The sequence below is a fragment of the Streptomyces roseirectus genome (assembly GCF_014489635.1).
Taxonomy (GTDB): domain Bacteria; phylum Actinomycetota; class Actinomycetes; order Streptomycetales; family Streptomycetaceae; genus Streptomyces; species Streptomyces roseirectus.
On the sequence record NZ_CP060828.1, the window covers coordinates 4,298,698 to 4,325,103 of the forward strand.

The 26,406-nt window shown below is 73.4% G+C and carries 18 protein-coding genes; 14 read left to right on the plus strand and 4 right to left on the minus strand.

Translation table 11 applies throughout. From position 1 onward, the window contains the following. The gene (locus IAG44_RS17800) at positions 1-246 is read right to left on the minus strand and encodes an acyl carrier protein (RefSeq protein ID WP_187748084.1); all 246 of its coding nucleotides are present in this window, start codon (positions 244-246) and stop codon (positions 1-3) included. Between the two features lie 446 nt (positions 247-692). On the opposite strand from IAG44_RS17800, the gene IAG44_RS17805 reads away from it, so the two are divergent. From IAG44_RS17805 to fabD, 12 genes are all read left to right on the plus strand, one after another. Continuing rightward, a complete protein-coding gene (locus IAG44_RS17805; protein ID WP_187748085.1) occupies positions 693-1,736 on the plus strand; it encodes a LysR family transcriptional regulator in 1,044 nt (347 codons plus the stop codon). Next, positions 1,723-3,675: a condensation domain-containing protein gene (locus tag IAG44_RS17810; RefSeq protein WP_187748086.1), complete on the plus strand. Its 1,953-nt coding sequence runs from the start codon at positions 1,723-1,725 to the stop codon at positions 3,673-3,675. The genes IAG44_RS17805 and IAG44_RS17810 overlap by 14 nt, the downstream gene beginning before the upstream one ends. Beyond that, positions 3,659-4,747, plus strand: coding sequence for an oxidoreductase (locus tag IAG44_RS17815; protein WP_187748087.1), 1,089 nt, complete (start codon positions 3,659-3,661; stop codon positions 4,745-4,747). Before IAG44_RS17810 ends, IAG44_RS17815 begins: the two co-directional genes overlap by 17 nt. A 21-nt stretch (positions 4,748-4,768) precedes the next feature. Beyond that, positions 4,769-5,413, plus strand: a complete 645-nt coding sequence (locus IAG44_RS17820) for an NADPH-dependent F420 reductase (RefSeq protein WP_187748088.1) — start codon at positions 4,769-4,771, stop codon at positions 5,411-5,413. 9 nt (positions 5,414-5,422) lie between these two features. After that, positions 5,423-5,797, plus strand: coding sequence for a nuclear transport factor 2 family protein (locus tag IAG44_RS17825; protein ID WP_187748089.1), 375 nt, complete (start codon positions 5,423-5,425; stop codon positions 5,795-5,797). A 31-nt stretch (positions 5,798-5,828) separates the two neighbouring features. Further along, positions 5,829-6,983 carry an acyltransferase family protein gene (locus tag IAG44_RS17830; protein ID WP_187748090.1) on the plus strand — a complete coding sequence of 385 codons (1,155 nt, stop codon included), beginning with the start codon at positions 5,829-5,831 and terminating at the stop codon, positions 6,981-6,983. 113 nt (positions 6,984-7,096) lie between these two features. Then, positions 7,097-8,329, plus strand: a complete 1,233-nt coding sequence (locus IAG44_RS17835; RefSeq protein ID WP_187748091.1) for a cytochrome P450 — start codon at positions 7,097-7,099, stop codon at positions 8,327-8,329. Between the two features lie 36 nt (positions 8,330-8,365). Continuing rightward, complete coding sequence (locus tag IAG44_RS17840; protein WP_187748092.1) at positions 8,366-9,172, plus strand: oxidoreductase; 807 nt, start codon at positions 8,366-8,368, stop codon at positions 9,170-9,172. Between the two features lie 49 nt (positions 9,173-9,221). Next, a complete protein-coding gene (locus IAG44_RS17845) occupies positions 9,222-10,424 on the plus strand; it encodes a cytochrome P450 (protein WP_187748093.1) in 1,203 nt (400 codons plus the stop codon). 51 nt (positions 10,425-10,475) lie between these two features. Beyond that, positions 10,476-13,871 carry a carboxylic acid reductase gene (gene car / locus IAG44_RS17850; RefSeq protein WP_187748094.1) on the plus strand — a complete coding sequence of 1,132 codons (3,396 nt, stop codon included), beginning with the start codon at positions 10,476-10,478 and terminating at the stop codon, positions 13,869-13,871. Further along, positions 13,868-15,772: a helix-turn-helix domain-containing protein gene (locus tag IAG44_RS17855; RefSeq protein ID WP_187748095.1), complete on the plus strand. Its 1,905-nt coding sequence runs from the start codon at positions 13,868-13,870 to the stop codon at positions 15,770-15,772. Before car ends, IAG44_RS17855 begins: the two co-directional genes overlap by 4 nt. Positions 15,773-15,803: 31 nt before the next feature. Further along, positions 15,804-16,664, plus strand: coding sequence for an ACP S-malonyltransferase (gene fabD / locus IAG44_RS17860; protein WP_187748096.1), 861 nt, complete (start codon positions 15,804-15,806; stop codon positions 16,662-16,664). Positions 16,665-17,664: 1,000 nt separating this feature from the next. On the opposite strand, the gene IAG44_RS17865 is transcribed toward fabD, so the two are convergent. Next, positions 17,665-20,136, minus strand: coding sequence for an ATP-binding protein (locus tag IAG44_RS17865; RefSeq protein WP_246561802.1), 2,472 nt, complete (start codon positions 20,134-20,136; stop codon positions 17,665-17,667). Between the two features lie 208 nt (positions 20,137-20,344). Continuing rightward, positions 20,345-23,269 (minus strand): helix-turn-helix transcriptional regulator, encoded by a 2,925-nt coding sequence (locus tag IAG44_RS17870; protein WP_425508455.1) that lies wholly within the window; start codon positions 23,267-23,269, stop codon positions 20,345-20,347. A 109-nt stretch (positions 23,270-23,378) separates the two neighbouring features. On the opposite strand from IAG44_RS17870, the gene metK reads away from it, so the two are divergent. Next, positions 23,379-24,614, plus strand: a complete 1,236-nt coding sequence (gene metK, locus IAG44_RS17875; protein WP_187748099.1) for a methionine adenosyltransferase — start codon at positions 23,379-23,381, stop codon at positions 24,612-24,614. A gap of 45 nt (positions 24,615-24,659) precedes the next feature. Here metK and IAG44_RS17880 read toward each other — a convergent pair whose 3' ends face one another. Then, positions 24,660-25,010 carry an ArsR/SmtB family transcription factor gene (locus IAG44_RS17880; RefSeq protein WP_187748100.1) on the minus strand — a complete coding sequence of 117 codons (351 nt, stop codon included), beginning with the start codon at positions 25,008-25,010 and terminating at the stop codon, positions 24,660-24,662. Between the two features lie 96 nt (positions 25,011-25,106). Here IAG44_RS17880 and IAG44_RS17885 point away from each other — a divergent pair, with 96 nt between their 5' ends. Next, on the plus strand, positions 25,107-26,351 hold the full coding sequence (locus IAG44_RS17885; protein WP_187748101.1) for an MFS transporter: 1,245 nt from the start codon (positions 25,107-25,109) through the stop codon (positions 26,349-26,351). Positions 26,352-26,406 lie beyond the last annotated feature (55 nt).

A 26,406-nucleotide genomic window follows, 5' to 3' on the forward strand; every position in this document is an offset into this window, starting at 1 on the left:
TCAGACCCCCTGCTTCCGCGCCACGAACGCGTCGAGCGCGTCCAGCGTCGCCGGCACGTCCATCAGGAACTCCTCCGCCGCGATCTCCAGCGAGAACTCCTCCTCAAGGAACGACATCAGCTGGATGTAGCCGTAGGAGTCGATGACTCCGTCCTTGAACAGGTCGCTCTGCGGCGTCACTTCGTCGCCGAACTCGATCAGGAACTGCTCTTCGATGAACCGGACGATCTTTTCCGTTCTGGTCATTGCTCATTCCTTGGCAGCGCGAAGGGGCGGTCGGTTCACAGGGGATTCGCGAAGGGGTGCGGTGCGAGGGGGTCGCTTCGCGAGGGGAGCGCTCGCCGCGCTCCGTGTTCGGCTGCGAAGATCTCGCCGAGCCGTCGATGACCCAGTAGAGCCGGACGGACACGGCCGGTGAAACACCTGCCGGAGCGAATTTCCGCCCGCGTGCCGGTCCCCCGGTCGCAACCGCCGGGGCCGTGCTGCCGGCGGTCCGGACACGGCCCCGGACGCACTGCCGGGGGTGCGGAAAAAGGCCCCGCAAGCGAACCGAAAGGACCCGGCAAGGGGCCACCAGCCGCCGACGGAGGAAACCGCAAGGGGTGCGGCCCACCATTTCGCTCACGGAGACACGGACAGCGGTGCTGCCCGTGCCGGCGGAGAGCGAGACGGACAGAACGGCGGGATCACCCATGTTCGACCAGAGGAGCGCGGCCCCCGCGAACGGCGTGCCGCGCCCGGGGCCGCCGGACCCGGACGGCCGTCCCCCGGGCCGCCCGCGCCACCGGCACGCCGCGACCGACCACGTGGGCTTCAGCCTCGCCCAGTTGCGGTACTTCGTGGTCGCCGCCGAGATGGGCAACATCTCCGAGGCGGCGGAACTGCTGTGCGCGTCGCAGTCGACGGTCTCCTCGGCCGTGATGCGGCTGGAGCGCCGGCTCGGCGTGCAGTTGCTGCTGCGGCACCGGTCCCGTGGGGTCACCCTCACCCCGAGCGGCCGGCGTCTCCTGCGGGAGGCGCGTGCGCTGCTGAGGCAGGCGGAGAACATCCAGGCCCAGGGCGACGCACTGGTGAACGACACCGCCGGCCGCCTCGACGTCGGGTTCTTCCTCCCCGTCACCCCGTTCCTGCTGCCCCTCGCCTACCGGCTGACCAAGGAGCGCCACGCCCGGCTCCAGCTGAACGTGCACGAGGAATCCGCCGAACTCCTCCTCGACCGCCTGCGCGACGGCCTGTGCGAGCTGATCGTCACCTACGACTTCCTCGCGGCGGAATCCGCGTTCCACCCACTCGCCGAACTCCCCCTGCACGCCCTGCTTCCCGGCGACGACCCACGCGGCACGGACGGCGCCCCCCTGCCCCTGGCCGAGCTGAGCACCCGCCCCCTGATCACCCTCGACTCCGCCCCTCTCGTCCGCCACTTCGAGAAGCTCTACGCGAACGCCGGCGCACCCGCCCCCCGCGTCATCACCGCGTCCACCCCGGAAACCGTCCGTGGCCTCGTCGCCGCCGGCGCCGGCATCTCCCTCACCTACGAACGCTCCTCGACCCCCACGACCTTGGACGGCAACACCCTCCACACCCTCCCGATCACCGCCCCCACACCCCCCACCACCGCCCTCGGCATCGCCACACCCCCCGGCCTCACCATGACCACCCGCGCCACCGCCTTCCGCGACATCCTCCACACCGCCATCCCCACGGCCTACGGAACGGCCTCCCATGCGACCGGCTGACGGCACGGGCTGGGCGGGGCAGGCGACCGACGACACGGGCCGGCCGACCGGCGGCACCGATGGGACCGGGCAGCCGGCTGACGGCGGCGGTCAGGCCATGCCGCCGGGCGGGCTCGTGTCGAGCGTGGTGCTGTCGGACGTGGTGCGGGAGGTGACCGGGCGGGTCCTGGCCCGCGAGCCGCACGAGATCGCCGGCGAGTTGCCGTTCGAGGCCCAGGGGCTGGACCCGTTGCGGGCCATACACCTGGTGCGCGCCCTGAACGAGGCCCTGTCCCTGGACCTCCCGACGACCGTCGCCTTCGACTTCCCGACCCCGGACCACCTCACCGCCCACCTGCTCACGCGGTACGCCGACGCCACGCCCCGCACCGCCCCAGCGCGTCTGGCACCGGGCCACCCCGCCCGGGATCTCACCGAACCGCGAAACCCCGCCTCGGAACTCCCCGCCCCGGGCCACCCCGCCCCGGAACGGCCACCGGCGCCCGCGGCGGCTCCCGAGCCCCCCGCTTCGGCCGCGCCCCTGGCCTCGACCGCGCCCCCCGGCCCCACCCAGCCGCTCACCACCGCCCAGCCGCCCGGCCCCACCCCCCTGCCCGGCCCCGCCCAACTCCCCGGCCCGCACCCCTCCGTCCCCGCGCCGCCCCTTCCCCCCGTCCGCTGGAACCTCGCGCAGGGCCAGCTCGTCATGTACCGGGACCAGCGGCGTTGTCCGGGGTCGGTGGCCTACAACCTGCCGTTGCTGTTCGAGATCCACGGGGAGTTGGACGAGGCGGCGCTGGAGCGCGCGGTCCGGGCGCAGGTGGAGACGCATCCGGTGCTGGGTGCGCGGTTCGGGGAGCGGGACGGCGTTCCGTACATGACCGTCGTACCGGGCCGGGGCCCGTCGTTCGGACGAGTCACGCTGACGGGCGAGTCCCGTGCGGAGCAGCTTGCCGAGCTGCGTGCCCTGGTGGACGTCCCCTTCGACCTGGCGGCCGGCCCGCTGGTCCGCGCTCACCTCGTCACCCTCCCCGGCGGGCGGCGCCTGCTGCTGCTCACCGTCCACCACATCCTGATGGACGGCACGTCGACCGCGGTCCTGATCCGCACGCTCAAAGAGGCGTACCGGGGTGAGCGGGCCCAGCCCGGCGTCTCGTTCGGGGACTTCGTCGCCTGGGAGGAGGAGTTGCTGGCCGGCGCGCGGGGGGCCCGGCACCGGGAGCACTGGCTGCGGAGGCTGGCCGGCAGTCCGCCGCTCGCGCTGCCCTTCGACCGCCCGTACGACCCGCGCCGGCTGCCCCGGGTGGCCGTCCTGACCGCCGGGGTGCCCCCGGCACGGGCCGCCGCGCTCGCCGCGACGGCGAGGGCGCACCGGGTGAGCGTCGCCACGGTGTTCTTCGCGGCGTACGTGCGCCTGCTGCGCCGGCTGACCGGACAAGGCGACCTGATCCTCGGCATGACCGTGGCCGCCCGCTACGAGAAGCGCTTCCAGGACGTCGTCGGCCAGATCGCGAACTGTCTGCCCCTGCGCTGCGCGGACACCGGCGACCTCGCCGGGCTCCTGAGGTCGGCGCAGCGCGAGATGGTCGCCGGCATCGAGCACGGCGCCTGCCCGCTGCCGGAGATCGCCCGGTCGCTGGGCACCGGCGGCCCGCTGGTCCTGACGAACTTCCTGTTCCAGAACTTCGAGGGCGCCGAACTCCTCGGGGACGGCGTGCGGTCCGGTCCCGGCGCCCTGGATCTGCGGCCGTTCGACGACCTCCCGTACGCCGGTGAATATCCGCTCTCCCTGGAGTTCTACCGGGACGGCGAGGGCTACAAGGTCTTTCTCAAGTACGACACCCACGTTTTCGACGAGAGCACCGCGCGAAAAGCGCTGACCGAATGGAACGCGGTGCTCGACGAATTCACCCCCGATATCCCTGGCATCCCTGGAGGAAATGATGGCCGGTCTGCATGAGCCGTTCACCGTGGGTGATCTCACGGTCCCCAACCGGATCGTGATGGCGCCGATGACGCGCACCGCGTCCCCCGGCGGTGTCCCCGGCCCGGACGCCGCCGAGTACTACGCCCGCCGGGCCGCGCACCAGGTCGGCCTGATCATCACGGAGGGCACGTACATCGACCGCCCGGCGGCGGGCGCGTACGACAACGTGCCCCACTTCTACGGCGAGCGGGCCCTGGAGGGCTGGTCGCACGTCGTCCGCCGGGTCCACGCGGCCGGCGGCCGGATCATCCCCCAGCTGTGGCACACGGGCGCGGCCCGCCTCACGGACGACCCGCCCGCCGACGTCCCCTCGGGCATCGGCCTGGACGGCACCCCGCTGGGCCGCGCGATGACGCAGCGGGACATCGACGAGGCGATCGCCGCGTACGCGCGGGCCGCGGCCACCGCCGAACGCCTCGGCTTCGACGGCGTCGAGATCCACGGCGCGCACGGCTACCTGATCGACAACTTCCTGTGGAGCGCCACCAACCGCCGCACCGACCGCTACGGCGGTGACCCGGCCTCCCGCGCCCGGTTCGGCGCCGAGGTCGTGCGGGCGGTCCGCGCGGCCGTCAGCCCCGGGTTCCCGGTGTTCTTCCGGCTGTCGCAGTGGAAGGTGGGCCGGTACGAGGCGCGCACCGCCGAGAGCCCGGAGGAGCTGGCGGGGCTGGTGACGCCGCTGGCCGAGGCCGGTGTCGACGTGTTCCACGGCTCCACGCGCCGGTACTGGCTGCGGGAGTTCGAGGGCAGCTCCCTGAACCTGTCGGGCTGGCTGCGCAAGCTCACCGGCAAGCCGTCCGTGACGGTCGGTTCGGTCGGCATGGAACGGCAGTACGGCGAGGGCGACTTCACGTCCGGTTTCACGGGCCCCTCCGCGGTGGCCGGCATCGAGGAGCTGGCGGCCCGCCTGGAGCGCGACGAGTTCGACCTCGTCGCCGTCGGCCGCTCCCTGCTGGCCAACCCGGACTGGGCAGCGCTGGCCCTGCGCGGCGAACTGTCCCGCGCCCTCCCCTACGACCCGTCGGTCCTCCAGACCCTGGCCTGACGGCACCGGAAAGGCACGTCCATGCGCATCGGCATCATCGGCGCGGGCAACATCGGCGGCAATCTGGCCCGGCGGTTCACCGCGCTCGGGCACCGGGTGGCCGTGGCCAACTCGCGCGGCCCGCACACCCTCACGGCGCTCGCCGAGGAGACCGGCGCCCTCCCGGTCACCGTCTCCGAGGCGGCCCGGGGCGCCCAGGTCGTCGTGGTGGCCGTCCCCGTCAAGGCCGTCGCCGAGCTGCCCGCCGGGCTTCTCGACGGCGCGGCGCCGGGCGTCGTCGTCATCGACACCGGCAACTACTACCCGAGGGAGCGCGACGGCCGGATCGCCGCCATCGAGGACGGCCTGCCCGAGAGCCGCTGGACCGAGCAGTGTCTCGGCCACCCCGTGGTGAAGGCGTTCAACGGCACCTACGCCCAGGACCTCCTGGACCGCGGCCTTCCCCGGGGCACCCCCGGCCGCCAGGCCCTCCCGGTCGCCGGTGACGACGAGGCGGCCAAGCGGACCGTGCGCGACCTCATCGACCAGCTCGGCTTCGACACCGTCGACGCGGGCACCCTCGACGACTCCTGGCGCCAGCAGCCCGGCACCCCCTCCTACGGCCTGCGCGCCGACGCCCCCGCCCTCGCCGATTCCCTGTCGGCGGCCTCAATAACCAGAAGATAAGGAACCGTCATGTCGGAGAACATAAGCAATCTGGTGGACCGTTTTCTTCGGGTGCTGGAGAAGTACGACTTCTCCGCCGCCGAGGAGATGTGCACCGAAAAGGCGACCGTATGGCAGAACGACGGAAAGCCGGAACAGCTGATCGGTGAACGCCTCACCCAGTTCAGGTCGTTCGTCACCACGGTCGAGTCGATGCGGTACGACGTGCTCCGTCGGTTCGACGACGGGGAGGCGGTGCTCCAGCAGCAGGTGCTGCACCTGAACATGACCGACGGGACGAGCAGCGCCCTCAACGCCCTGCTCTATTTCCGCTTCGAGGACGGTCTCATCGACCGCATCGAGGAGTACGTCTACGCCATGCCGGCGCCCGGCGAAGCCGCGTAGCGGCGGCTCGGCGATTCGAAGGGAGACGGCCATGGAGACGCCGCAACCTGCCACCCGCCCCACCCGCCCCAGTCGTCTGCCGTCGCTGACCGGCACCCGGGCCATCGCGGCCCTGGCCGTGCTGATCACCCATCTGACGGGGCTGTATCCCGGCCTGTGGCCCGTGTTCACGACCATCGGGCCGGTCGGGGTGTCGTTCTTCTTCGCCCTCAGCGGTTTCGTCCTCACCTGGGTCGCCGCCCCGCAGGACACCGCGCGGAAGTTCTGGCGCCGACGCCTGGTGAAGGTGTTCCCGAACCACTGGGTGACGTTCGCCGTGACCCTCGCGCTGATGGCCACCGCGGGCGTGACCCTCAAGGTCGTCAACACGGTCCCGGTGTTCTTCCTGGTAGAGCCCTGGGTGCCGCACTTCGACACCCTCGGCGGGCTCAACGGCATCAACGTGCCGGTCTGGTCCCTCTGCTGCGAGCTGGTCTTCTACCTCGCGTTCCCGGTCCTGATCCGGTACATCAGGCGGATCCGCCCGGAACGGCTGTGGCTGTGGGTGGGCGCGACCGCCGCGGGCACCGTCCTCGTCCCGTTCGTCGCCCTGCTGCTGCCGAGGGACCCGGCGACCTCGTGGGACCCGACGATCCCGGAGTGGCACAGCTGGTTCGTCTACAGCTTCCCCTTCACCAGGATGCTGGAGTTCGTGCTGGGCATCCTGCTGGCGCGGGTCATGATGAACGGCAAGTGGATCCGCTTCGGCATGGCGCCGGCGTTCCTGCTGCTGGCCGTCTGCACGACCGTCCAGGCGTACCTGCCGGGCATCTTCCGCATCTCCGCCGGGATGACGGCGTTCCCGGTCGCCCTGGCGATCGCCGCGTGCGCCGCCGCCGACGTCCGCGGGGTGCGGACGCCGTTCAACGGGCGGGTCATGGTGTGGCTGGGCGAGATCTCGTTCGCCTTCTACATGGTGCACTGGCTGGTCATCCAGTACGGCCCGCTGGACGCCATCGACGGCGTCAACACCGGTTCCGCGACGGACACGGCCCTCAACATCGCGCTGACCGTCGTCCTCAGCCTCGCGTTCGCGGTGGCCCTCTACACGCTGGTCGAACGCCCCGCGGTCCAGCGCTTCAGCGTGAAGCGGCCCCGCCGGACCGAACCGCCCGCCGCCGTCCGCGAACCCACGGCCGTCCGGTAGGCCCCAGGGCCCGTCCGGCGGACCGGATCCCGGCGCGCACCCCCCACATCCGTGCGCCCCGGCCCCCCGGACAGCCCCTCTTCTCTCCACCACGTCAGCCCGGAGCTGCCCCCATGACAGACATCAGCCCCGTATCCGACACCGTGACATCCGACACCGACGTTCCCGACTTCCCCGTCTCCCGGCCGCAGGGATGCCCCTTCGACATCGACGAGACCTACACCCGGCTGCGGGCCGAGGAGCCCGTGTCCCGGGTGCGCTGCCCAGCCGGCATGGACGCCTGGCTGGTCACCCGCTACCAGGACATCCGCGACGTGCTCGCCGACCCCCGGCTGAGCTCCCGCGCCGCCGGCTCCGACCACATGCTGCCGTCCTACGCCGGCCACGCCCCGCTGCCGGGCTTCATGATCCAGCTGGACGGCGAGGAGCACTCCCGGCTGCGGCGGCTGCTGGTCGGCGAGTTCACCGGCCGCCGGGTGGCGGCCATGCGGCCCTACATCCAGCGGATCGCCGACGAGCACACCGACGCGATGCTCACGGGCACGAGCGCCGACCTGGTGCGGGACTTCGCGCTGCCGATCCCCTCCCAGGTGATCTGCGACATGCTCGGCGTGCCCTACCAGGACCACCCCGCCTTCCAGCACGACAGCCAGATCCTGACGAGCTTCGAGGCCGACGAAGCCACCCGCGCGGCGGCCACCCGGCGCCTGGAGGACTACCTCGGCGAGCTGATCGAGAAGCGGATCGCCGTGCCGCGGGACGACATGCTGAGCCGGCTGATCGAACGCGCCGCCGCCACCGGCCGGCCGCTGACCGTGCCCGAACTGTCCACGCTGGCCGTGCTGACGCTGGTCGCCGGGCACGAGACGACCGCCAACATGATCACGCTGAGCATGGCGGTGCTCCTTGAGGACCCCGAACGGCTGGCCGCGCTGCGGGCCGCCCCGGAGACCATCGGCCCCGCCGTGAAGGAACTCCTGCGCTATCTGACGGTGATCCAGTTCGGCCTGGTCCGGTACGCCACCGAGGACGTCACCGTCGCCGGCACCGAGGTGAGGGCCGGTGAGTGGGTGGTCGCCGCGCTCCCGTCCGGCAACCGCGACGCGAGCGTGTTCCCCGACCCCGACACCCTCGACCTGGGCCGGCGGGCCCGCACGAACCTGTCCTTCGGCGTCGGCCCGCACCAGTGCGTCGGCCAGCACCTGGCCGAGGTCGAACTCCAGGTCGCCCTGACCACCCTGCTCCGCCGGTTGCCGGGCCTGCGGCTCGCGCGACCGCTGGAGCGGTCCGACTTCAAGCTCAACGACATCGTCCACGGCCTGCGCACCATGCCGGTCGTCTGGTAGCGCCCCGCGCGCCCGCAACCTCAGGAGGAGAACCCCATGACCAGCCAGGACCACCCCACCCCGACGCCGCTCACGGAGCTGGCGGGCAAGCGGGCCGTCGTCACCGGCGGCAGCCGCGGCATCGGCGCCGCGATCGTGCGGAACTTCCTCGACGCCGGCGCCGGCGTCGTGACGTCCGCCCGCAACCCGGACCCGGACGCGCCGTCCGGTGCCACGTTCGTCAAGGCCGACCTCAGCACCGCCGACGGGGTGCGCGCGTTCGCGGACGCCGCGCTGGAGACGCTGGGCGGCGTCGACATCATCGTCAACAACGTGGGCGGCGTCCGCTCCTTCCACCCGGTGCTGGAGCTGGAGAAGGACTGGCAGTACACGATGGACGTCAACTTCCTGGCGTCCGTGCGGCTCAACGCGGCGCTGGTGCCCTCGATGCGCGAGGCGGGCGGCGGGAGCATCGTCCACGTCTCGACGACGGCGACGATCGCCGCGTACCCGATGCTGTACCACTACGCCGCCGCCAACGCCGCCCTGGAGTCGTACAGCAAGGGCCTGTCCACCGAGCTGGCGCCGGACGGCATCCGGGTCGTGTCGGTGTGTCTGGGCAACGTCGACACGCCGGCCTCGAAGTCGGCGCGCGGCCAGATCGTCGAGTACTTCGGCGGCGACCCGGCCAGCACCGACCTCGACGACCTCGCGAAGCAGTGGGCCGCCGAGATCCCGCTCGGACGACTGGGCGCCTCGCAGGACGTCGCCGACGCGGTGAGCTTCCTGGTCTCGCCGCGCGCCTCGTGGATCACCGGCAGCAACGTCGTCATCGACGGCGGGAAGACCGCGAGCCTCGCCTGACCCGCGACGCCGCCTCCCGACACCCCACCCCACGTAAAGGACGCACACGATGACTGCGGCAGGCGAAGAAGTACGGGCCTACCCCTTCGGCCCGATCATCCGCCTCGACCTGGACCCGACGCTCAAGGAACTGTGCGGCGAGCGCCCGGTACTGCGCGTGCGGCTGCCGTTCGGCGGCGACGGCTGGCTCGTCACCCGGCACGCGGACGTCAGGACGGTGCTGGCCGACCCCCGGTTCAGCCGGGCGGCTGCCGTCGGCGACCACGTGCCGCGCACGGTCGCGGTCGGGCTGCCCAGCACCTCGATGCTCAGCATGGACCCGCCGGACCACACGCGGCTGCGGCGCCGGGTCACGAACGCGTTCTCCGTCCGCCGGCTGAAAGCGCTGCGCCCGCGCATCGAGGAGATCGTGCACGAACTGCTCGACACGATGGAGGCGACCGGGTCACCGGCCGATCTGACGACGGCCCTGACCTGGCCGCTGCCCATCACGGTGATCTGCGAGATGCTGGGCGTCCCGCTGGCCGACCGGGGCCGGTTCGGCGAGTGGGTGGACGGCCTGCTCATGCTGGCCGACCCCGAGCAGGCGGCGCAGGCCCGCGCCCAGCTCGACACCTACCTCGCCGGACTGATCGCGCAGCGCCGGATCACCCCCACCGACGACCTGCTCGGCGAGCTGGTCGCCGACGACGAGCAGGACGAGGAGGGCCCGCTCGCCGAGGAGGAGCTGATCGGCCTCGGGGTCAGCCTGCTGTCGGCGGGCCAGGAGGCGACGGCCAACCAGATCGGCAACTTCGTCTACACGCTGGTGACCCGGCCCGAGCTGTGGGAACGGCTGCGGACGGAGCCGACGCTGATCCCCAAGGCCGTCGAGGAGCTGCTGCGGTTCATCCCGAACAGCGCGACCGCCGGGTTCACCCGGATCGCCACCGAGGACGTCGAGCTGAGCGGGACCCTGATCCGCGCCGGGGACGCGGTGGTGGCCGAGCTGGGCATGGCCAACCACGACACCGAGGTGTTCGAGCGGCCCGACGAGATCGACTTCCACCGCGAGCGCGTCCCGCACGTCACGTTCGGGCACGGCCTGCACCACTGCCTGGGCGCCCAGCTGGCCCGCCTGGAGCTGCGGATCGTCCTGGAGATCCTGACCCAGCGCCTGCCGAACCTTCGACTCGCGGTCCCGGCCGACCAGTTGTCCTGGCGCACCGAACGCCTCGTGCGGGGCGTGGCGGCCCTGCCGGTCACCTGGTGACCATCCCACCCCCCACTGAGACACCCTGATACACCCTGAGGAGAGCCGACCATGGCCGTATCACGGGACGCGACCACCGCGCCCGCCCCTGACACGGGCGGCGGGCTCGCCGAGGTCCTGGCGTCCGTCGACCCGGGACAGGCGCTCGCCGAGGTGATGGCGGCCGTCATGGAGAGCTACGGCGACCGGCCGGCCCTCGGCGAGCGGGCGAAGGACCCGGCGACGGGCGAACTCCTGCCGCGCTTCGACACCGTCAGCTACCGCGAGCTGTGGGCCCGCATCCGGGCGGTCGCCGCCCGCTGGCACGACCCGGAGTACCCGCTGGGCCCCGGGGAGCGCCTGTGCACGCTGGGCTTCCCGAGCGTCGACCAGGCGACGCTGGACCTGGCGTCCATCCACGCGGGCGTCGTCCCCGTGCCTCTCCAGCACAGCGCGACGAGAAGCCAGTTGACGGAGATCGTCGCGGAGACCGAGCCGAGCGTCTTCGCGGTGAGCGCCGAGCACCTGGACGCGGCCGTCGAACTGGTCCTGGACGCGGCGTCGGTGCGGCGGCTGACGGTCTTCGACCACCGCCCCCAGGACCCCGCGCAGCGGGCCGCGCTGATGCGGGCCCGGCGGCGGCTGGCCGAGGCGGGGAGCGCGGCGGCCGTCGAGACGCTGGCGGAGGTGATCGCGCGAGGCAGGGAGCTGCCGCCGGCCCCGCTGTTCACGGCCGCGCCGGGCGAGGACCCACTGGCGCTGCTGATCTACACGTCCGGTTCGACCGGCGCCCCCAAGGGGGCGATGTACACGCAGCGGCTGGTGGGCACCGCCTGGTACGGCTTCAGCTACGGGTCGGCCAACCAGCCCCCGGTGAGCGTCCTCTACATGCCGCACAGCCATCTCGCCGGGCGGTACGCCCTGATGGGGTCGCTGGTGCGCGGCGGCACCGGCTACTACACCGCGAAGAGCGACCTGTCGGCGCTGTTCGACGACATCGCGCTGGTGCGGCCGACGGAGCTGACGATGGTTCCGCGCATCTGCGACATGCTCTTCCAGCGCTACCGGGGCGAGCTGGACCGCCGGGCGGGCGAGCCCGGTGACGTGGAGGCGGCCGTCCTGAAGGACCTGCGGGAGAACGTGCTGGGCGGGCGGATCGCCAACGCGTTCTGCGGGACCGCCCCGCTCTCCCCGGAGCTGGCCTCGTTCGTCGAGGCGTGTCTCGGCTTCCACCTCTACACCGGGTACGGCTCCACGGAGGCGGGCGGCGTCCTGCTCGACACGGTCGTCCAGCGTCCGCCCGTGCTCGACTACAAGCTCGTCGACGTCCCCGAACTCGGCTACCACACCACCGACCTCCCCTACCCGCGCGGCGAACTGCTCCTCAAGTCGCAGACCCTGGTGCCCGGTTACTACAAGCGCCCGGAGCTGACGGCCGAACTCTTCGACGCGGACGGCTACTACCGCACCGGTGACGTCTTCGCCGAGCTGGGCCCCGACCGGCTCGTGCACGTGGACCGCACGAAGGACACCCTGAAGCTGTCCCAGGGCGAGTTCGTGGCCGTCTCCCGGCTGGAGACCGCGTTCCTCGCCGCGCCGCCGGTCCACCAGATCTACGTGTACGGCAACAGCGAGCGCTCCCACCTCCTCGCGGTGATCGTGCCCACCCCGCAGGCCCTGGCCCGGTACGGCGAAGGCACGCCGGCCCTCAAGGCGGCGCTCGCCGAGGGGCTGCGGCAGGTCGCGGCGGACGCCGGCCTCAACCCGTACGAGGTGCCGCGCGACTTCCTGATCGAGACCGAGCCGTTCAGCCCCGAGAACGGCCTCTACACCGAAAGCCACAAGGTGCTGCGCCCCCGGCTCAAGGAGAGGTACGGCGCCCGACTCGAAGCGCTGTACGCCGAGTTGGCCGAGGGCCAGGATCAGCGCCTGCGCGAGCTGCGTCGCACGGGCGCGGACCGACCGGTGGCCGAGACCGTCGTGCGGGCGGCGCAGGCGCTGCTGGGCCGCTCGGACGCCGCCCCCGCCCCCGGCGCCCGCTTCACCGACCTCGGCGGCGACTCCCTGTCCGCGCTCGCCTTCTCCCGGCTGCTGGAGGAGATCTTCGGCGTCGAGGTGCCCGTCGGCGTCGTCATCGGCGCCGCGAACGACCTCGCCGGGGTGGCCCGGCACATCGAGGCGGGCGCGCGCGGCGCGACGTACGCGGCGGTGCACGGCGCGGACGACGCCGAGGTGCGCGCGAGCGACCTCACCCTGGAGAAGTTCCTCGACGCCGGGCTGCTCGCCGCCGCCCCCGCGCTGCCGGGCCCCTCCGGCGACGTCCGCACGGTCCTGCTGACCGGCGCCAACGGCTACCTGGGCCGGTTCCTGTGCCTGGAGTGGCTGGAGCGGCTGGCGCCGGTGGGCGGCCGGCTGGTGTGCGTGGTGCGGGGCACGGACCCGGCACGGCGCCTCGAGGAGGCGTACGACACCGGCGACGGTGAACTCCTCGCCCGGTACCGGGAGTTGGCGGGCTCCACGCTGGACGTCGTCGCGGGCGACCTCGGCGAGCCCCGGCTCGGGCTCGACGAGGGGACGTGGGACCGGCTCGCCGGTGAGGTGGACCTCGTCGTCCACGCGGGCGCCCTCGTCAACCACGTCCTGCCCTACCGCCAGCTCTTCGGGCCGAACGTCGCCGGGACGGCCGAGGTGATCCGCCTCGCGCTCACGGCCCGGCGGAAGCCGGTCACGTACGTCTCGACGATCGCCGTCCAGGCGCCCGACGAGAACGCCGACATCCGCACCGCCGTGCCCGTCCGGCGCGCCGGCGACGGGTACGCCGACGGGTACGCGACCAGCAAGTGGGCCGGTGAGGTCCTGTTGCGCGAGGCGCACGAGCGGTTCGGGCTGCCGGTCGGTGTCTTCCGCTCCGGGGTCCTGCTCGCGCACACCCGCTACGCGGGCCAGCTCAACGTGCCCGACCTGTTCACCCGGCTCCTGCTGAGCCTCGCCGCCACCGGCATCGCCCCGGACACCTTCGGCCACGTCCGCCACGACGGCCTGCCGGTCGACTTCAGCGCCTCGGCCCTCACCACGCTGGGCGCGGGCATCACCGAGGGCCACCACACCTTCCACGCCGTGAACCCGCACGACGACGGGGCCGGCCTCGACACCGTCGTCGACTGGCTCACCGACGCGGGGTGCCCGGTGCGGCGCCTGCCCGACCACGCCACCTGGCTCGCCCGCTTCGAGGCCGCCCTGCGCGCCCTGCCCGAACCCCTGCGCCGGGCCTCCCTGCTGCCCCTGCTGCACGCCTTCGCCGAGCCCGGCGCCCCCACCCCGGCCCTGCCCGCCGAACGGTTCCACGCGGCCGTGAAGGACACCGGCACCGAGATCCCCCACGCCTCGGCGGCCCTCGTCCGCAAGTACGTCGCGGACCTCCGGGCCCTGGGCCTGCTGGGGACGACGACCGAGGCGGCACGCCGATGAACGAGACCGTCGGGGCGCGCCACCGCGTCCACGCGCTCACCTTCCCGCGCGGCGGCGTCCACCACGCCCACTCCCGCCCCGCCACCGGCCCCGTCCGCGAACCCCTGGACCCCGGCAACTCCTGGCTCCTCCAGCTCCGCCCCCACGACCCCGACGCCCTCCACCACGCCGTCAGCGACACCCCCACCCTCCGCGAGGCCCGCCTGCTCATCGGGGACGGCGCCGTGGGGTGGGCGGTGGAGGTGGCCGCGCGAATGGCCGCAGCGGGCGCCGCCACCGGCCGCCCGCCCGGAACCAACACCCAGCCACCGTCCCGGAGCACCCACCGACCACCGGCCCCTGGCACCGGGTGGCCGACGGCCAGGAACACCGGCCCGTCACCGGACGGAGAACCCGGCCGCCTGCTGGACGGAGTCGCCACACCATCACCGGACAGGCTCGCAGGCCGGACGCCGGACGAGGCCGCCGACCGTCTGCCGGGCCAAGGCTCCGGGTGGCCGGCGAGCGGGGCCGCCGGCCCGTCACCGTACGGAGTCACCGGCCGGGCACCGGGCCGGGGCGCCGCCGGGGCGTCGGACGGAGTCACCGGCCGACCTGCGGGCCGGGACACCGGCCGGCCGCCGGGCGGAGCCACCGTGCCGCCGCCGGGCCCTGGCGCCGGGTGGCCGACGAGCGCAGCCGCCGGCCCGTCACCGGACGGAGTCACCGGCCGGGCACCGGGCCGGGGCGCCGGGCGGCTGCCGGGCGGAGTCGCCGTGCCGCCGCCGGGCCGGGTCGCCGTGCTGCCCCGGGTCCCCGCCGACCTCGGGGCGCGGGGCGCGGAGGCGCTGGCGCTGTACGTGCTGACCTGCCTCGCCGGGTACACCGCCGACGACCTGCCGGAGGCCGTCGGAGTGTCCGTCCGGGAGGCCACCCGGCGGGGGCTGCCGGCCGGCGGCACGTTCGACGTCCTCAAGGGGCAACTCGACTGTCTGGTGCGGGAGTTGTTCCACGCCTGCGAGGACCTGCTCGGCCCGGCGGAGGCCGCCGACGTCACCCGCACGCTCTCCGGGGCGCTGGTGGCCGAGGTGCAGCACATCCTGCTGACGCTGGCCGAGCAGGCGGAGCACGAGCGGCGCGGCTGGTTCGGCAGCGCCGCCGCGCACCACCAGGAACTCGTCCTCGACATCCTCGACGGCACGGACATCGACGCCCCGCAGGCGTTCCTGCGGCTCGGCTACGACATCAGCCGCAGCCACCTCGCGCTGATCGTCTGGCGCGACGACTGGGACGCCCACGGCACCGCCGACCTCGCCGCCGCCGCGACGACCCTGCTGCGCGGCGCGGGCTGCTCCTCGCTGCTGACCGTGCCCGTCGGGGTGTCGTCGCTGTGGGCGTGGGGCGCGCGCACGCGCGGGAACCCGCTGTCGCTGCGTCAGCTGCGCGACGCGGAGGGCCCGCACCGGCAGGTGCCGGGCGTGCACATCGCGGCCGGCCTGCCGGGCGAGGGCATCGAGGGCTTCCGGACCAGTCACCGGCAGGCCGGGGAGGCGGCGGAGCTGATCCGCGCGGCCGGTCCCGGCGCCGGGGGGCAGCGGTCGCCGTACGACTACGCCGACCTCGAACTCGCCGTCCTGCTGCGCTCGCGGCCCGACCTCAGCGCCGGGTTCGTGCGCCGCGAACTCGGGCCGCTGGCCGGTGAGGACATGGCCGAGCTGCGGACGACCGTCAAGTGCTACCTGGATCTGGAGCGCAGCATGTCCGCCGTCGCCGGGCGCCTGCACATCGCCAAGAGCAGCGTCGCCTACCGGATCAGGAAGGCCGAACGGCTCCTGGGCCGGCCCGTCCAGGAGGACCGGCTGCGGCTGCACAGCGCCCTGCTCCTGTTCGACGTCCTCGGCAAGGCCGCCCTGGACGCCTGACCCCGTCCACCACCCCGTACTGGGAGACACCATGCCGTTCGCAGTCCTCTTCCCCGGGCAGGGGGCGCAGTCCCGCGGGATGGGCGCCGGCCTCTTCGAGCGCTACCCCGCGCTCACCGAGTTCGCCTGCGACCTCCTCGGCTACGACCTCGCCGCCGTCTGCCGGGACAACCCCGACGACATCCTCGCCCGCACCGAGTGCACCCAGCCCGCCCTGTTCACCGTCAACGCCTTCCACACGTTCGAGCGCGAGCACCGCGAGGAGCGGCCCGCGGACTTCTACCTCGGGCACAGCCTCGGCGAGTACAACGCGCTCCTCGCGGCCGGCGCGTTCGACTTCCAGACGGGGCTGCGGCTGGTCAAGAAGCGCGGCGAGCTGATGGCGGCGGCCTCGGACGGGGGCATGACGGCGGTGATGGGCCTCCAGCCGGAAGAGCTCCAGGAGGTCTTCCGTCAGGACGGCATCGACACCATCGACATGGCGGGCTTCAACTCCGACACCCAGCTCGTCGTCGCCGGCCCCCTCCCCGACCTGCGCACCGCGCACGACGCCCTCAAGGCCCGCAAGATCCGCTTCGTGCCCCTGCGGGTGGGCGGCCCCTTCCACTCCCGCTACATGGACCCGGCCCGCGTCCTCTTCGAGAAGTACCTGAAGGACTTCACCTTCACCGCCCCCCACACCCCGGTCATCTCCAACGTCACCGCCCGCCCCCACGACCCCACCGACTTCCCCCACACCCTCGGCGCCCAACTCATCCACCCCGTCCGCTGGACCGACAGCATCCGCTGGCTGCACACCCATGACACCCCCCTGGAATGCGAGGAAATCGGCGGCAAGTCCCTCCTGAACATGCTGAAAAAAATCAGCGCCCCGACCCCGGTACCGGCCTAGGCAACTCGGCACCCGTGGCCGGGTGGCAGCAGCCGTGGCCGAGGGGCTCGGCAGCCGGGGCCGGGCGGCTCAGCGCCGTGTCCGGGGGGCTCAGCGGCCGGGGTCAGGCCGCTCGGCAGCCGGGGCCAGGCGGCTCAGCGACCGGGGTCAGGCGGCTCGGCAGCCGGGGCTGGGCGAGGCGGCCGCCACGAGCGCATAGGCGACGCCCGACAGGAGGTGGCCAGACGGTTCAGCGGCCGTAGCCGAGCAAGGCAGCTCAACGCCGCGTCCAGGCGGCTCAGCGCCGGGGCCAGGCGGCTCAGCGCCGGGGCCAGGCGGCTCAACAGCCGTGGCCAGGCGGCTCAGCGCCGCGTCCGGGCAGCTCAGCGGCCGGGGTCAAGCCGCTCGGCAGCCGGGGCCAGGCGAGGCGGCCGCCACGAGCGCATAGGCGGCACCCGACAGGAGGTGGCCAGACGGTTCAGCGGCCGTAGCCGAGCAAGGCAGCTCAACGCCGCATCCGGGCGGCTCAGCAGCCGTGGCCAGGGGGCTCAGCGCCGGGGCCAGGCGGCTCAGCGACCGGGGTCAGGCGGCTCGGCAGCCGGGGCCGGGCGAGGCGGCCGCCACGAGCGCATAGGCGGCACCCGACAGGAGGTGGCCAGACGGTTCAGCGGCCGTAGCCGAGCAAGGCAGCTCAACGCCGCATCCGGGCGGCTCAGCAGCCGGGGCCAGGCGGCTCAGCGCCGGGGCCAGGCGGCTCAGCGACAAGCCGCTCGGCAGCCGGGGCCGGGCGAGGCGGCCGCCACGAGCGCATAGGCGGCACCCGACAGGAGGTGGCCAGACGGTTCAGCGGCCGTAGCCGAGCAAGGCAGCTCAACGCCGCGTCCAGGCGGCTCAGCAGCCGGGGCCAGGCGGCTCAGCGCCGGGGCCAGGCGGCTCAACAGCCGTGGCCAGGCGGCTCAGCGCCGCGTCCGGGCGGCTCAACAGCCTTGGCCGGGCAGCTCAGCGGCCTTGGCCGGGTGGTTCAGCAGCCGTGGCACACCAGTTCGTCCGTCTCGTTCGCCGCCTCGGCGATCCGTTGCCGGAACCGGTGCCGTTCCTCGTGGCCGATGCTGTCCGCGAGGGCCTGGCGGACCGGGGCGGACACGAACCGGACGCGGCCGGGGTGGCGGGGGTCCTCGCGCAGCAGCTCGGCGCGCAGCAGCTGGTCCAGCGCGGCGTCGACGGGCTCGTCCGCCGCGACCCGGCGCAGCAGATCGAGGTCGATCCGCTCGCCGGCGACCGCGCACAGGTGCGCCACGCGCCGCTCCCGCTCCGGCATCCGCGCGAGCACGGCCCGCAGGCTCTCCAGCGCCCGCGCCCGCCCCTGCGCGCAGCACGCCCGCTCGCCGCGCCCGTCGCGGTCCTGCCGAGCCCCGCACCACATGAGCGTGCGGTGGGCGAAGTAGGGGTTGCCCTGGCTCTCCTGGTAGACCCGCTCGACGTGCTCCTCCTCCGTCTCCGGCCCGAGCCGCGCCCGCACGAGGTCGGCGATGGAGTGCCGGGGCAGCTCACCGAGGCGCAGCACCCCGGCGCGCGGCCCCCGCAGGATGTCCCCGAGAACGCGCCGCAGCCGTCCGTCGACGGTGATCTTCCAGTCCCACACGGACGCGACGACGCCGATCCGCCACCCCCCGCGCCGCCGCGCCAGCATCTCCAGGAGCCCCAGCGACGCGGCGTCCGCCCAGTGCAGATCGTCCACGCACAGCACCAGCGCCCGCTGCGCGGCCAGCGTGCGCAGCACCTCGCAGACCGCGTCCTGCGTGAGGAACCGCGTCCGCGCCTGCTCACCGCCCGCCCGCTGCTCCCCGACGCCGGCGAGCAGCGGCGCGAGCAGCGCCTCGTACGGCACGACCGCGTCGTGGAACGCGCCTGCGCGTGTCACCGACAGCCGCCGCAGCACCTGCGTCCACAGCCAGTGCGGCGGCACGCCCTGGTCCCGCAGCGCGTGCACGGCGACGACCTCGACGTCCGGATGCGCCGCCCCCATCCGCGCGGTGAACTCCGTCAGCAGGTGCGACTTCCCGATCCCGAGCGGCCCCGTCACACAGCTCACATACTCCTGCCCCCCGAGCGCCCCGACGGCCTCGGCCTCCAACCGCCCCAACTCGACGCTCCGCCCGACGAACGAGGACCCACCCAAGGCCGCGTACGCCCCCGGCGACGGCGACAGGCTCCCCGTCGGTACCGAGGCCGCCCGAACGCCCTGCACCGGAGCCGGAGAACCCACCTGCGCCGGGCCCGCGAGGGCATCCTGCGCCGGGCCCTGCGCCGAACCCTGCGCCGGGCCGTGCATCCCACCCTGCACCGGAGCCGCCAGGGCCCCCTGCGCCGGGACCGGGAAACCCGCCTGCGCCGGGCCCTGCGCGGGAGCGGCGAACGCCCCCTGCACCGGGGCCTGCGCCGGAGCCCCCAGGGCCCCCTGCACCGCCGCGCCCTGCACCGGGCCCACAAAGGCCCCTTGCACCAAGGCCGACCGGGCATCCAGCCCCGCCCCCGCCGGCACCGACACGCCCCTTCCCCGCTCCCCCACTCCCCCACCACCGGCACTGAACCCGGCACCGCCACCAGCCCCAGTCCCGGCACCGGCACCGGCACCGGCACCACCGCCTCCTCCGCCCCCCATCCCGTTCGCCCCCACCGGCTCCCCCAGCCGCCCCACTCCCCGAACACCCTCCCCCGTCCGCACCCCTTCCCCCGTCCGCACCCCCATCTCCTGCCGCAGGATCGCCACATGCACCCGCCGCAGCTCGTCCCCGGTCTCCACCCCCAGCTCCTCCGCCAGATACCCCCGGGTCCGCTCGTACACGGCCAGCGCCTCCGCCTGGCGGCCGAGGGTGAAGAGGGCGGTCATCAGGTGCCCGACCAGCCGTTCGCGCGCGGGATGCCGGCGGGCCTCGCTGTCCAGCTCGAAGACGACCTGCTCGGCGTCCCCGAGCCGGAGGCGCGCGTCGGCGCGGTGTTCCAGCGCGGTGAGCCGGAGCTGTTCGAGGCGGGCGAGTTCGTGGGCGAGTGACGCGGAGGAGTCGAACTCGGTGTAGGGCGCCCCGCGCCACAGCGTCAGCGCCTCGCTGAGGCTCACGCAGGCCCCGCTCGCGTCCCCCTCCCGCAGCAGCCGCTGCCCGGCGTGGACCAGTTCCTCGAAGAGGTGGACGTCGACCTGCCCCGGCGGCAGCAGCAGCACATACCCGGGTGCCTGGTGCCGCAGCACCGACCCCACGCCCCGCGCGCCCGGCGGATCGAGGACCCCGCGCAGATGGGAGACGTGGCTCTGGAGCGTGGCGAGCGCCTTCTTCGGCGGCCGGCCCGTCCACAGCTCCTCGATGAGCAGTTCGGCGGGGACGACCTGCCCGCGTCTGACGACGAGGAGGGCGAGCAGGAGCCGGCGCAGGGGTGGGCCGACAGGCAGCTCACGGCCTTCGGCCCGGACCGCCATGGGCCCGAGGACACGCAGCATGGGCGGTGTGTCGGTTCGCATTTTCATGGCCACCCGTTTGAAATCGGGAAATCCGATGCGGCAGATTCGTTCCACCGTATCGACCGTAATTGCCGCCCTTGTACGCAGCCACCCCTAGGCCACCCCACCTGCCCCCTGAAATGGATCCTTCCCGCGGAAAAAACAAGGTGCCGCCCATGTTTATGGACGGCACCCAGAGAAACGCGCGCTAGGCGAGCGTTTCGTCCAGTGGCGGAGAACATGCGGCGAGTTCGTCACGGTGTTTGACCTTGAGTTTGCGGTAGATACGGGTGAGATGCTGTTCGACCGTACTCACCGTGACGAAGAGTTTGGCGGCTATTTCCCGGTTGCTGTATCCGACGCCGACCAGCCAGGCGACTCGCCGTTCGGCCGGACTGAGCCGGGCCGCCGCGCCCTCGGCCGCCGGCTGCGGACCGGCCGGACCAGCCGGCGCAGGCGGCGCAGGCGCGGACCGCGCGTCCCCTTCCCCGAGCCGGCGTTGCAGCACGTCCTCGAACCCGGCCCCGCGCGCGACGCGCACCGCGCGCTGGATGAGCGAGCGGGCGACCCGCGCGTTGCCGAGCGCGTAGTGCGTCTGCCCCAACTCGACCATGCACTCGACGAGTTCGACGCGGTCCCCGGTGTCCTCCAGCAGCCCCATCGCCTCCCGCAGCAGCGCCCCGCGCCCCTCGACGGGCCGGGCCAGCGCGAGGACCCGCAGGGCGACGGCGCGGGCGCGCGCGAACCCGCTGTCGGCGGCGTCGCGGGCGAGGCGTACGGCGTCGTCGCGGTGGCCGAGGCGCAGGTGGGCCTCGGCGGCGTGGGCCTGCCACAGGCAGGCGGGCGTGGGCTCGAACCCGCCCTGCCGTTCGGCCTCGCCGCAGCCGAGGAAGTCGCTGAGGGCGGCGCCGTAGCTCTTGACGGCGAGGTAGTGCTGGCCGCGGGCGTCGAGGTAGAGCAGCCCGAACCGGGAGGCGAACAGGGCGGCGGGGACCGGGGTGTTGAGCAGTTCGGCCGTCTCGTCGGCCTTGCCGCGCCGGGCGAGCGCGACGACGAGGACGCTCAGCGGCAGTCCGACCGCGACCCCCCAGGCGCGCGGTCGCACCAGCGCGGCCCGCGCGCTCTGCTCGGCGCGCGCCAGGTCGCCCTGGGCGAGGGCGCTGACGGCCTGGAGGCAGTGCAGCAGGAGCTGGTGGAAGGGGGAGAGCCGTTCGACGGCGGCCACGGACACGGCGTCGATCCTGGGCAGCGGCTCCCGGTCCGCGCTGACCTGGTGCAGCAGCCGCAGGTGGCAGTGGACGATGTCGGTGATCCGCGCCTCGGCGTCGCCGGCCGTGTAGAGGGCCTGCTGGGTGAGGTCGACGAGGGAGAAGAGGGAGCCGTCCGCGCCGGCGCTCCCGAGGGCGGGCAGCGAGAGCAGCACCTCGCGCCAGGGCGGCACGTCCAGCGCCGGCCGGTGCTGTCCGTCGTCCCGGTAGCGGGTGAAGACGAGGCTCAGCATGGCGTCGAGCAGCCCGAGTTCGACGGCGGCCTGCGCGTCGTCCGCGGCCCGCTCCCGCAGCAGCGCGAGCACGTCGTCGACCTCGTCGAGCCGCCCGTGCCAGGCCAGCATCTGGGCGACGAGGGTGAGTTCACGCGCCGCGAGCCGCCCCGCGCGGCCCAGGCCGACGAGTTCGGCGAGGTGCCGGGAGGCGGTGTAGGGGTCCAACTGCCAGCGGGCGAGGACCACTTGGACGAGGAGCCCGGCAGGGTCGTCGAGTTCTCCCCGGCAGCTCTGGGCCAGTTCCAGCAGCTCGACGGCCTCCTCCCAGCGCCCCTCGGACTGCGCGTGCCGGGCGGCCTCGCGCAGCGCGGACACCTCCCAGGCGGCGACGACGCCCCCGGCGGCGGTCAGGCAGCGGGCGACCCGCAGCGGGGCGGCGCCGGCCCGGTACAGCAGCCGCGCGGCCCGGCGGCTCAGCTCGGCGCGCCCGGTGAACCCGCTGTCCTCCAGGACGGCGGCCCGGGTCGCCGGGTGCCGGAAGCGGCCGTCGGCGGCCAGTCCGGCGGCCTCCAGCAGGTCGAGGCTGGTGGCCACCCCGACCGGGTCCACGCCGGCGAGCCTGCTGATCAGGTCGGGCGAGCGGGCGTCGCCGAGGACGGCGAGGGCGCGGGCGACCTTCTCGACGGTCTCGGAGCGCTGCGCCGACACCATGAGCGCGACCGCCTCGCAGAACGCCGTCCCCGGCACGGGCGACCAGCGCGCGGCCGGCACGTCCTGGAACGCGTACTGCGTGTCCCGCGCGACGGCCCACAGCAGCCGGGGGTTCCCGGCGGTCACCTCCAGCGCGTCCCGCACGTACGCGGGCGTCGGCGGCCGTCCCAGCACTTCGCGCAGCAGCCGGACGGTGTCCTGCGGGTCCAGCGGGGCGAGTTCGGCCACGCACAGGCGGGCGCCGCGCAGCAGCGCGGCCTGGAAGGCGCGGTACTCCTCGCCGGGGTGCAGCCCGTCGGCGAGCACGAGGAAGACCCGCAGCCGCACGAGGCGCTTGGCGAGGAACCGCAGGACCTGCGTGGAGGCGTCGTCGGTGTGGTGCGCGTCATCGACGACGGCGACGACGGCCCCCCGCCCGGCGAGGCCGCGCAGGGCGTCCTCGACGAGCGCCTGCGTGCGCAGCATCAGCCGCTCGGCGTCCCGCTCGTCGCCCCGCAGCAGGGCCTCGCGGTACGCCTGGACGAGGGCGGCGAGCCGGGGCGGCGGCCCGACGCCGCCCCGCCCGTCGTCGAACCACTGCTCGACGACGCCGAGGGGGACGCCCTGTTCGTCGGCGCTACCGGTGGCGTACAGGGTCACCATCCCGGCGGCCCGGGTCCGTTCGGCGAACCGTCCGAGGAGGGTCGTCTTCCCGGAGCCCGGAAATCCCTTGAGGACAGCCGCCCCGCCGCCGTGCCGCCGGAGTTTCTGAATGTGCCCCCAGAGCTTCGTCATTACTCTTTCGCGGCTGTCGAGCACTGTCCGACGCTCCTCTCGATCACTCCACCGTACGTCGCCGATAAACGTGAAGAGCAGCCCACGGGTGCCCGCCACTCTACGGAACGCGATGTTCGGTGCCCTGGTCAACGGGCGTTCCGCCGAATGGAACGCGACCCGCACGCCGCCCCTATCGGCCGGACTTTATTAGGGGTTGGCCGCCCGGCGGGCGCCCGGTTTAATTCCCCGGGACCGACGTTCCGGAAATCTACCTGGACAAGAGGGAACCGAAATGACCGGCACACATTCGACCCGGAACGGCGGCCGCCGCCTGTTCACCTCCGAGTCCGTGACCGAGGGCCATCCCGACAAGATCGCCGACCAGATCAGCGACACGATCCTCGACGCGCTGCTGCGCGAGGACCCCACGTCCCGGGTCGCCGTCGAGACGCTGATCACGACGGGCCTCGTGCACGTCGCCGGTGAGGTCACCACCCAGGCGTACGCGCCGATCCCCCAGCTGGTGCGGGAGAAGATCCTGGAGATCGGCTACGACTCGTCGAAGAAGGGCTTCGACGGCGCGTCCTGCGGCGTCTCCGTGTCCATCGGCGCGCAGTCCCCCGACATCGCGCAGGGTGTCGACACCGCGTACGAGTCCCGGGTCGAGGGCGACGAGGACGAGCTGGACAAGCAGGGCGCCGGCGACCAGGGCCTGATGTTCGGCTACGCGTCCGACGAGACGCCCACCCTGATGCCGCTCCCCATCTTCCTGGCCCACCGCCTCTCCAAGCGCCTCTCGGACGTCCGCAAGAACGGCACCGTCCCCTACCTGCGCCCCGACGGCAAGACGCAGGTCACCATCGAGTACGACGGCGACAAGGCCGTCCGCCTCGACACGGTCGTCGTCTCCTCCCAGCACGCGGCGGACATCGACCTCGACACCCTGCTGACCCCCGACATCAGGGACTTCGTGGTCGACCCCGAGCTGAAGGCCCTGGCGGACGAGGGCATCGTCCTCGACACCACCGACTACCGCCTCCTGGTCAACCCCACCGGCCGCTTCGAGATCGGCGGCCCGATGGGCGACGCCGGCCTCACCGGCCGCAAGATCATCATCGACACGTACGGCGGCTTCGCCCGCCACGGCGGCGGCGCCTTCTCCGGCAAGGACCCGTCCAAGGTCGACCGCTCCGCCGCGTACGCGATGCGCTGGGTCGCCAAGAACGTCGTCGCCGCGGGCCTCGCCTCCCGCTGCGAGGTCCAGGTCGCCTACGCCATCGGCAAGGCCGAGCCCGTCGGCCTCTTCGTCGAGACCTTCGGCACGCACACCGTCTCCCCCGCCGCCATCGAGCAGGCCATCGACGAGGTCTTCGACCTCCGCCCGGCCGCCATCATCCGCGACCTCGACCTCCTCCGCCCCATCTACGCCCAGACCGCCGCCTACGGCCACTTCGGCCGCGAACTCCCCGACTTCACCTGGGAGAAGACAGACCGGGTGGACGCCCTGCGCAAGGCAGCGGGTCTCTGAGCCTTTTCGCATGAAGCCCAGGTCGGAACGGTCCCGGCCTGGGCTTCAGCGCTCGTCGGGCGTCCAGGCCGCGACGAGGTCCAGCAGGCCGGGGAAACGCGCTTCGAGGTCGTCGACGCGGACGTGGCTGCGGCGCTCCAGGCCGTACTGGCGCTGCCGGGTGACTCCCGCCTCGCGCAGGGCCTTGAAGTGGTGGGTCAGCGAGGACTTGGGGCGGTCGAGCCCGAACCAGCCGCAGGTGTGGTCGAAGTCCTCCGACTCCAGGAGGAGTTTCCGCACGATCCGCAGCCGCAGCGGATCACTCAGCGCGCCGAGCACGGTTTCCAGCCGCAGGTCCTCCACGGCGGGCTCGGGCAACGGCTCGGGCAGGTCCGCCGGAGGCTCGATGGCAGGCATGGACGACTCCTCAGGGCCCGGATCCTCAGTACGACTCCGATCGTACTGCATGCTAAGTTCGAGAAAACTCGTACTTAGCCGGCGGGAGGGCCTGTCATGCCGGAGAACCGAACCGCGCCTGCGAGGGCGGCTGTTGAACGGGGAGCGTCGCGGGGGTGGGTGTGGCTGGCCGCCTGGCCGGTGGCGGCGGTCTTCGTCCTGTCCAACGCGGCGACGCCGCTGTACGTGCTGTGGCAGCGCGAGATCGGGTTCTCCAAGGGGACCCTGACCGTGATCTTCGCCTTCTACATCGTCAGCCTGCTCGGATCGCTGCTCGTCTCCGGCGTCGTCTCCGACCGGCTCGGCCGCAAGGCGGTCCTGCTGCCCGCGCTCGGGCTCGCGCTGGCCGCCTGCGCCGTCTTCGCGACCGCGTCCACCGTGGCCGCGCTGATCGCGGCCCGGCTGTTCACCGGGATCGCCGTCGGAGCGGTCGTCTCCGCGGGGATGGCCGCGGTGACGGACGTGGCGGCGGGCACGGCCGCCGTGACGGACGTGGCTGGGCAGAGCCGTAAGCGGCTCGCGGCGCTGCTCGCCTCCTGCGCCATGGTCTTCGGGGCCGGCCTCGGCCCGCTCCTCGCGGGCGTGCTGTCCGAGACCGCGCCCGCTCCCACCGTCACCGTCTTCGTGGTGGAGGCGGTGCTGCTCGCCACCGCGGTGCTCGCCGTGCTGCGGATGCCCGTACGCCGGCCCACCGCGCCCGTGGCGGGCCCCTGGATCCGCGTCCCCGGCGTCCCGCGCGGCGACGGCCTGCGACTCGCCCTCGGCATCGCCGTCTTCGCCCCCGGCATCACGGCGACGTCGTTCATGCTCTCGCTCGGCCCGTCACTGCTGTCCGGCCTGCTCGGCACCACCAGCCGCACCATCGCCGGCGCCATGGCGTTCGCGATGTTCCTGGCCGCCACCGGCGTGCAATTCGCGGTGCAGAAGCTGAACCGGCGCACCATTCTGACCGCCGGGGCGATCAGCACCACGCTCAGCATGATCACGCTCACCACCGCCGTACACACCTCATCGGTCCCCGCACTGATCGCCTCCGCCCTCCTGGCCGGCACCGGCCAGGGCATGGGCCAACTCGGCGCCCTCTCCCTGCTCAACCACAGCGTCCCCGCCCACCGGCTCGCCGAGGCCAACGCGGCGCTCAACATCGGCGGTTACATACCCGCCGGAGCACTGCCGGTCTCGACCGGCTACCTCAGCGACACCATCGGCCTGACGAACGGCACGACCGCGTTCGCCCTCACCCTCCTGACCCTCGCCGTCACCGGCGGCCTGATGGTCGCCACCTTCCGCCCCCGGCGCTGACTCATCACGAATCGTGATCGTCGTCAGAGTCGATCGCGTCTTGGACGGCAGGTAC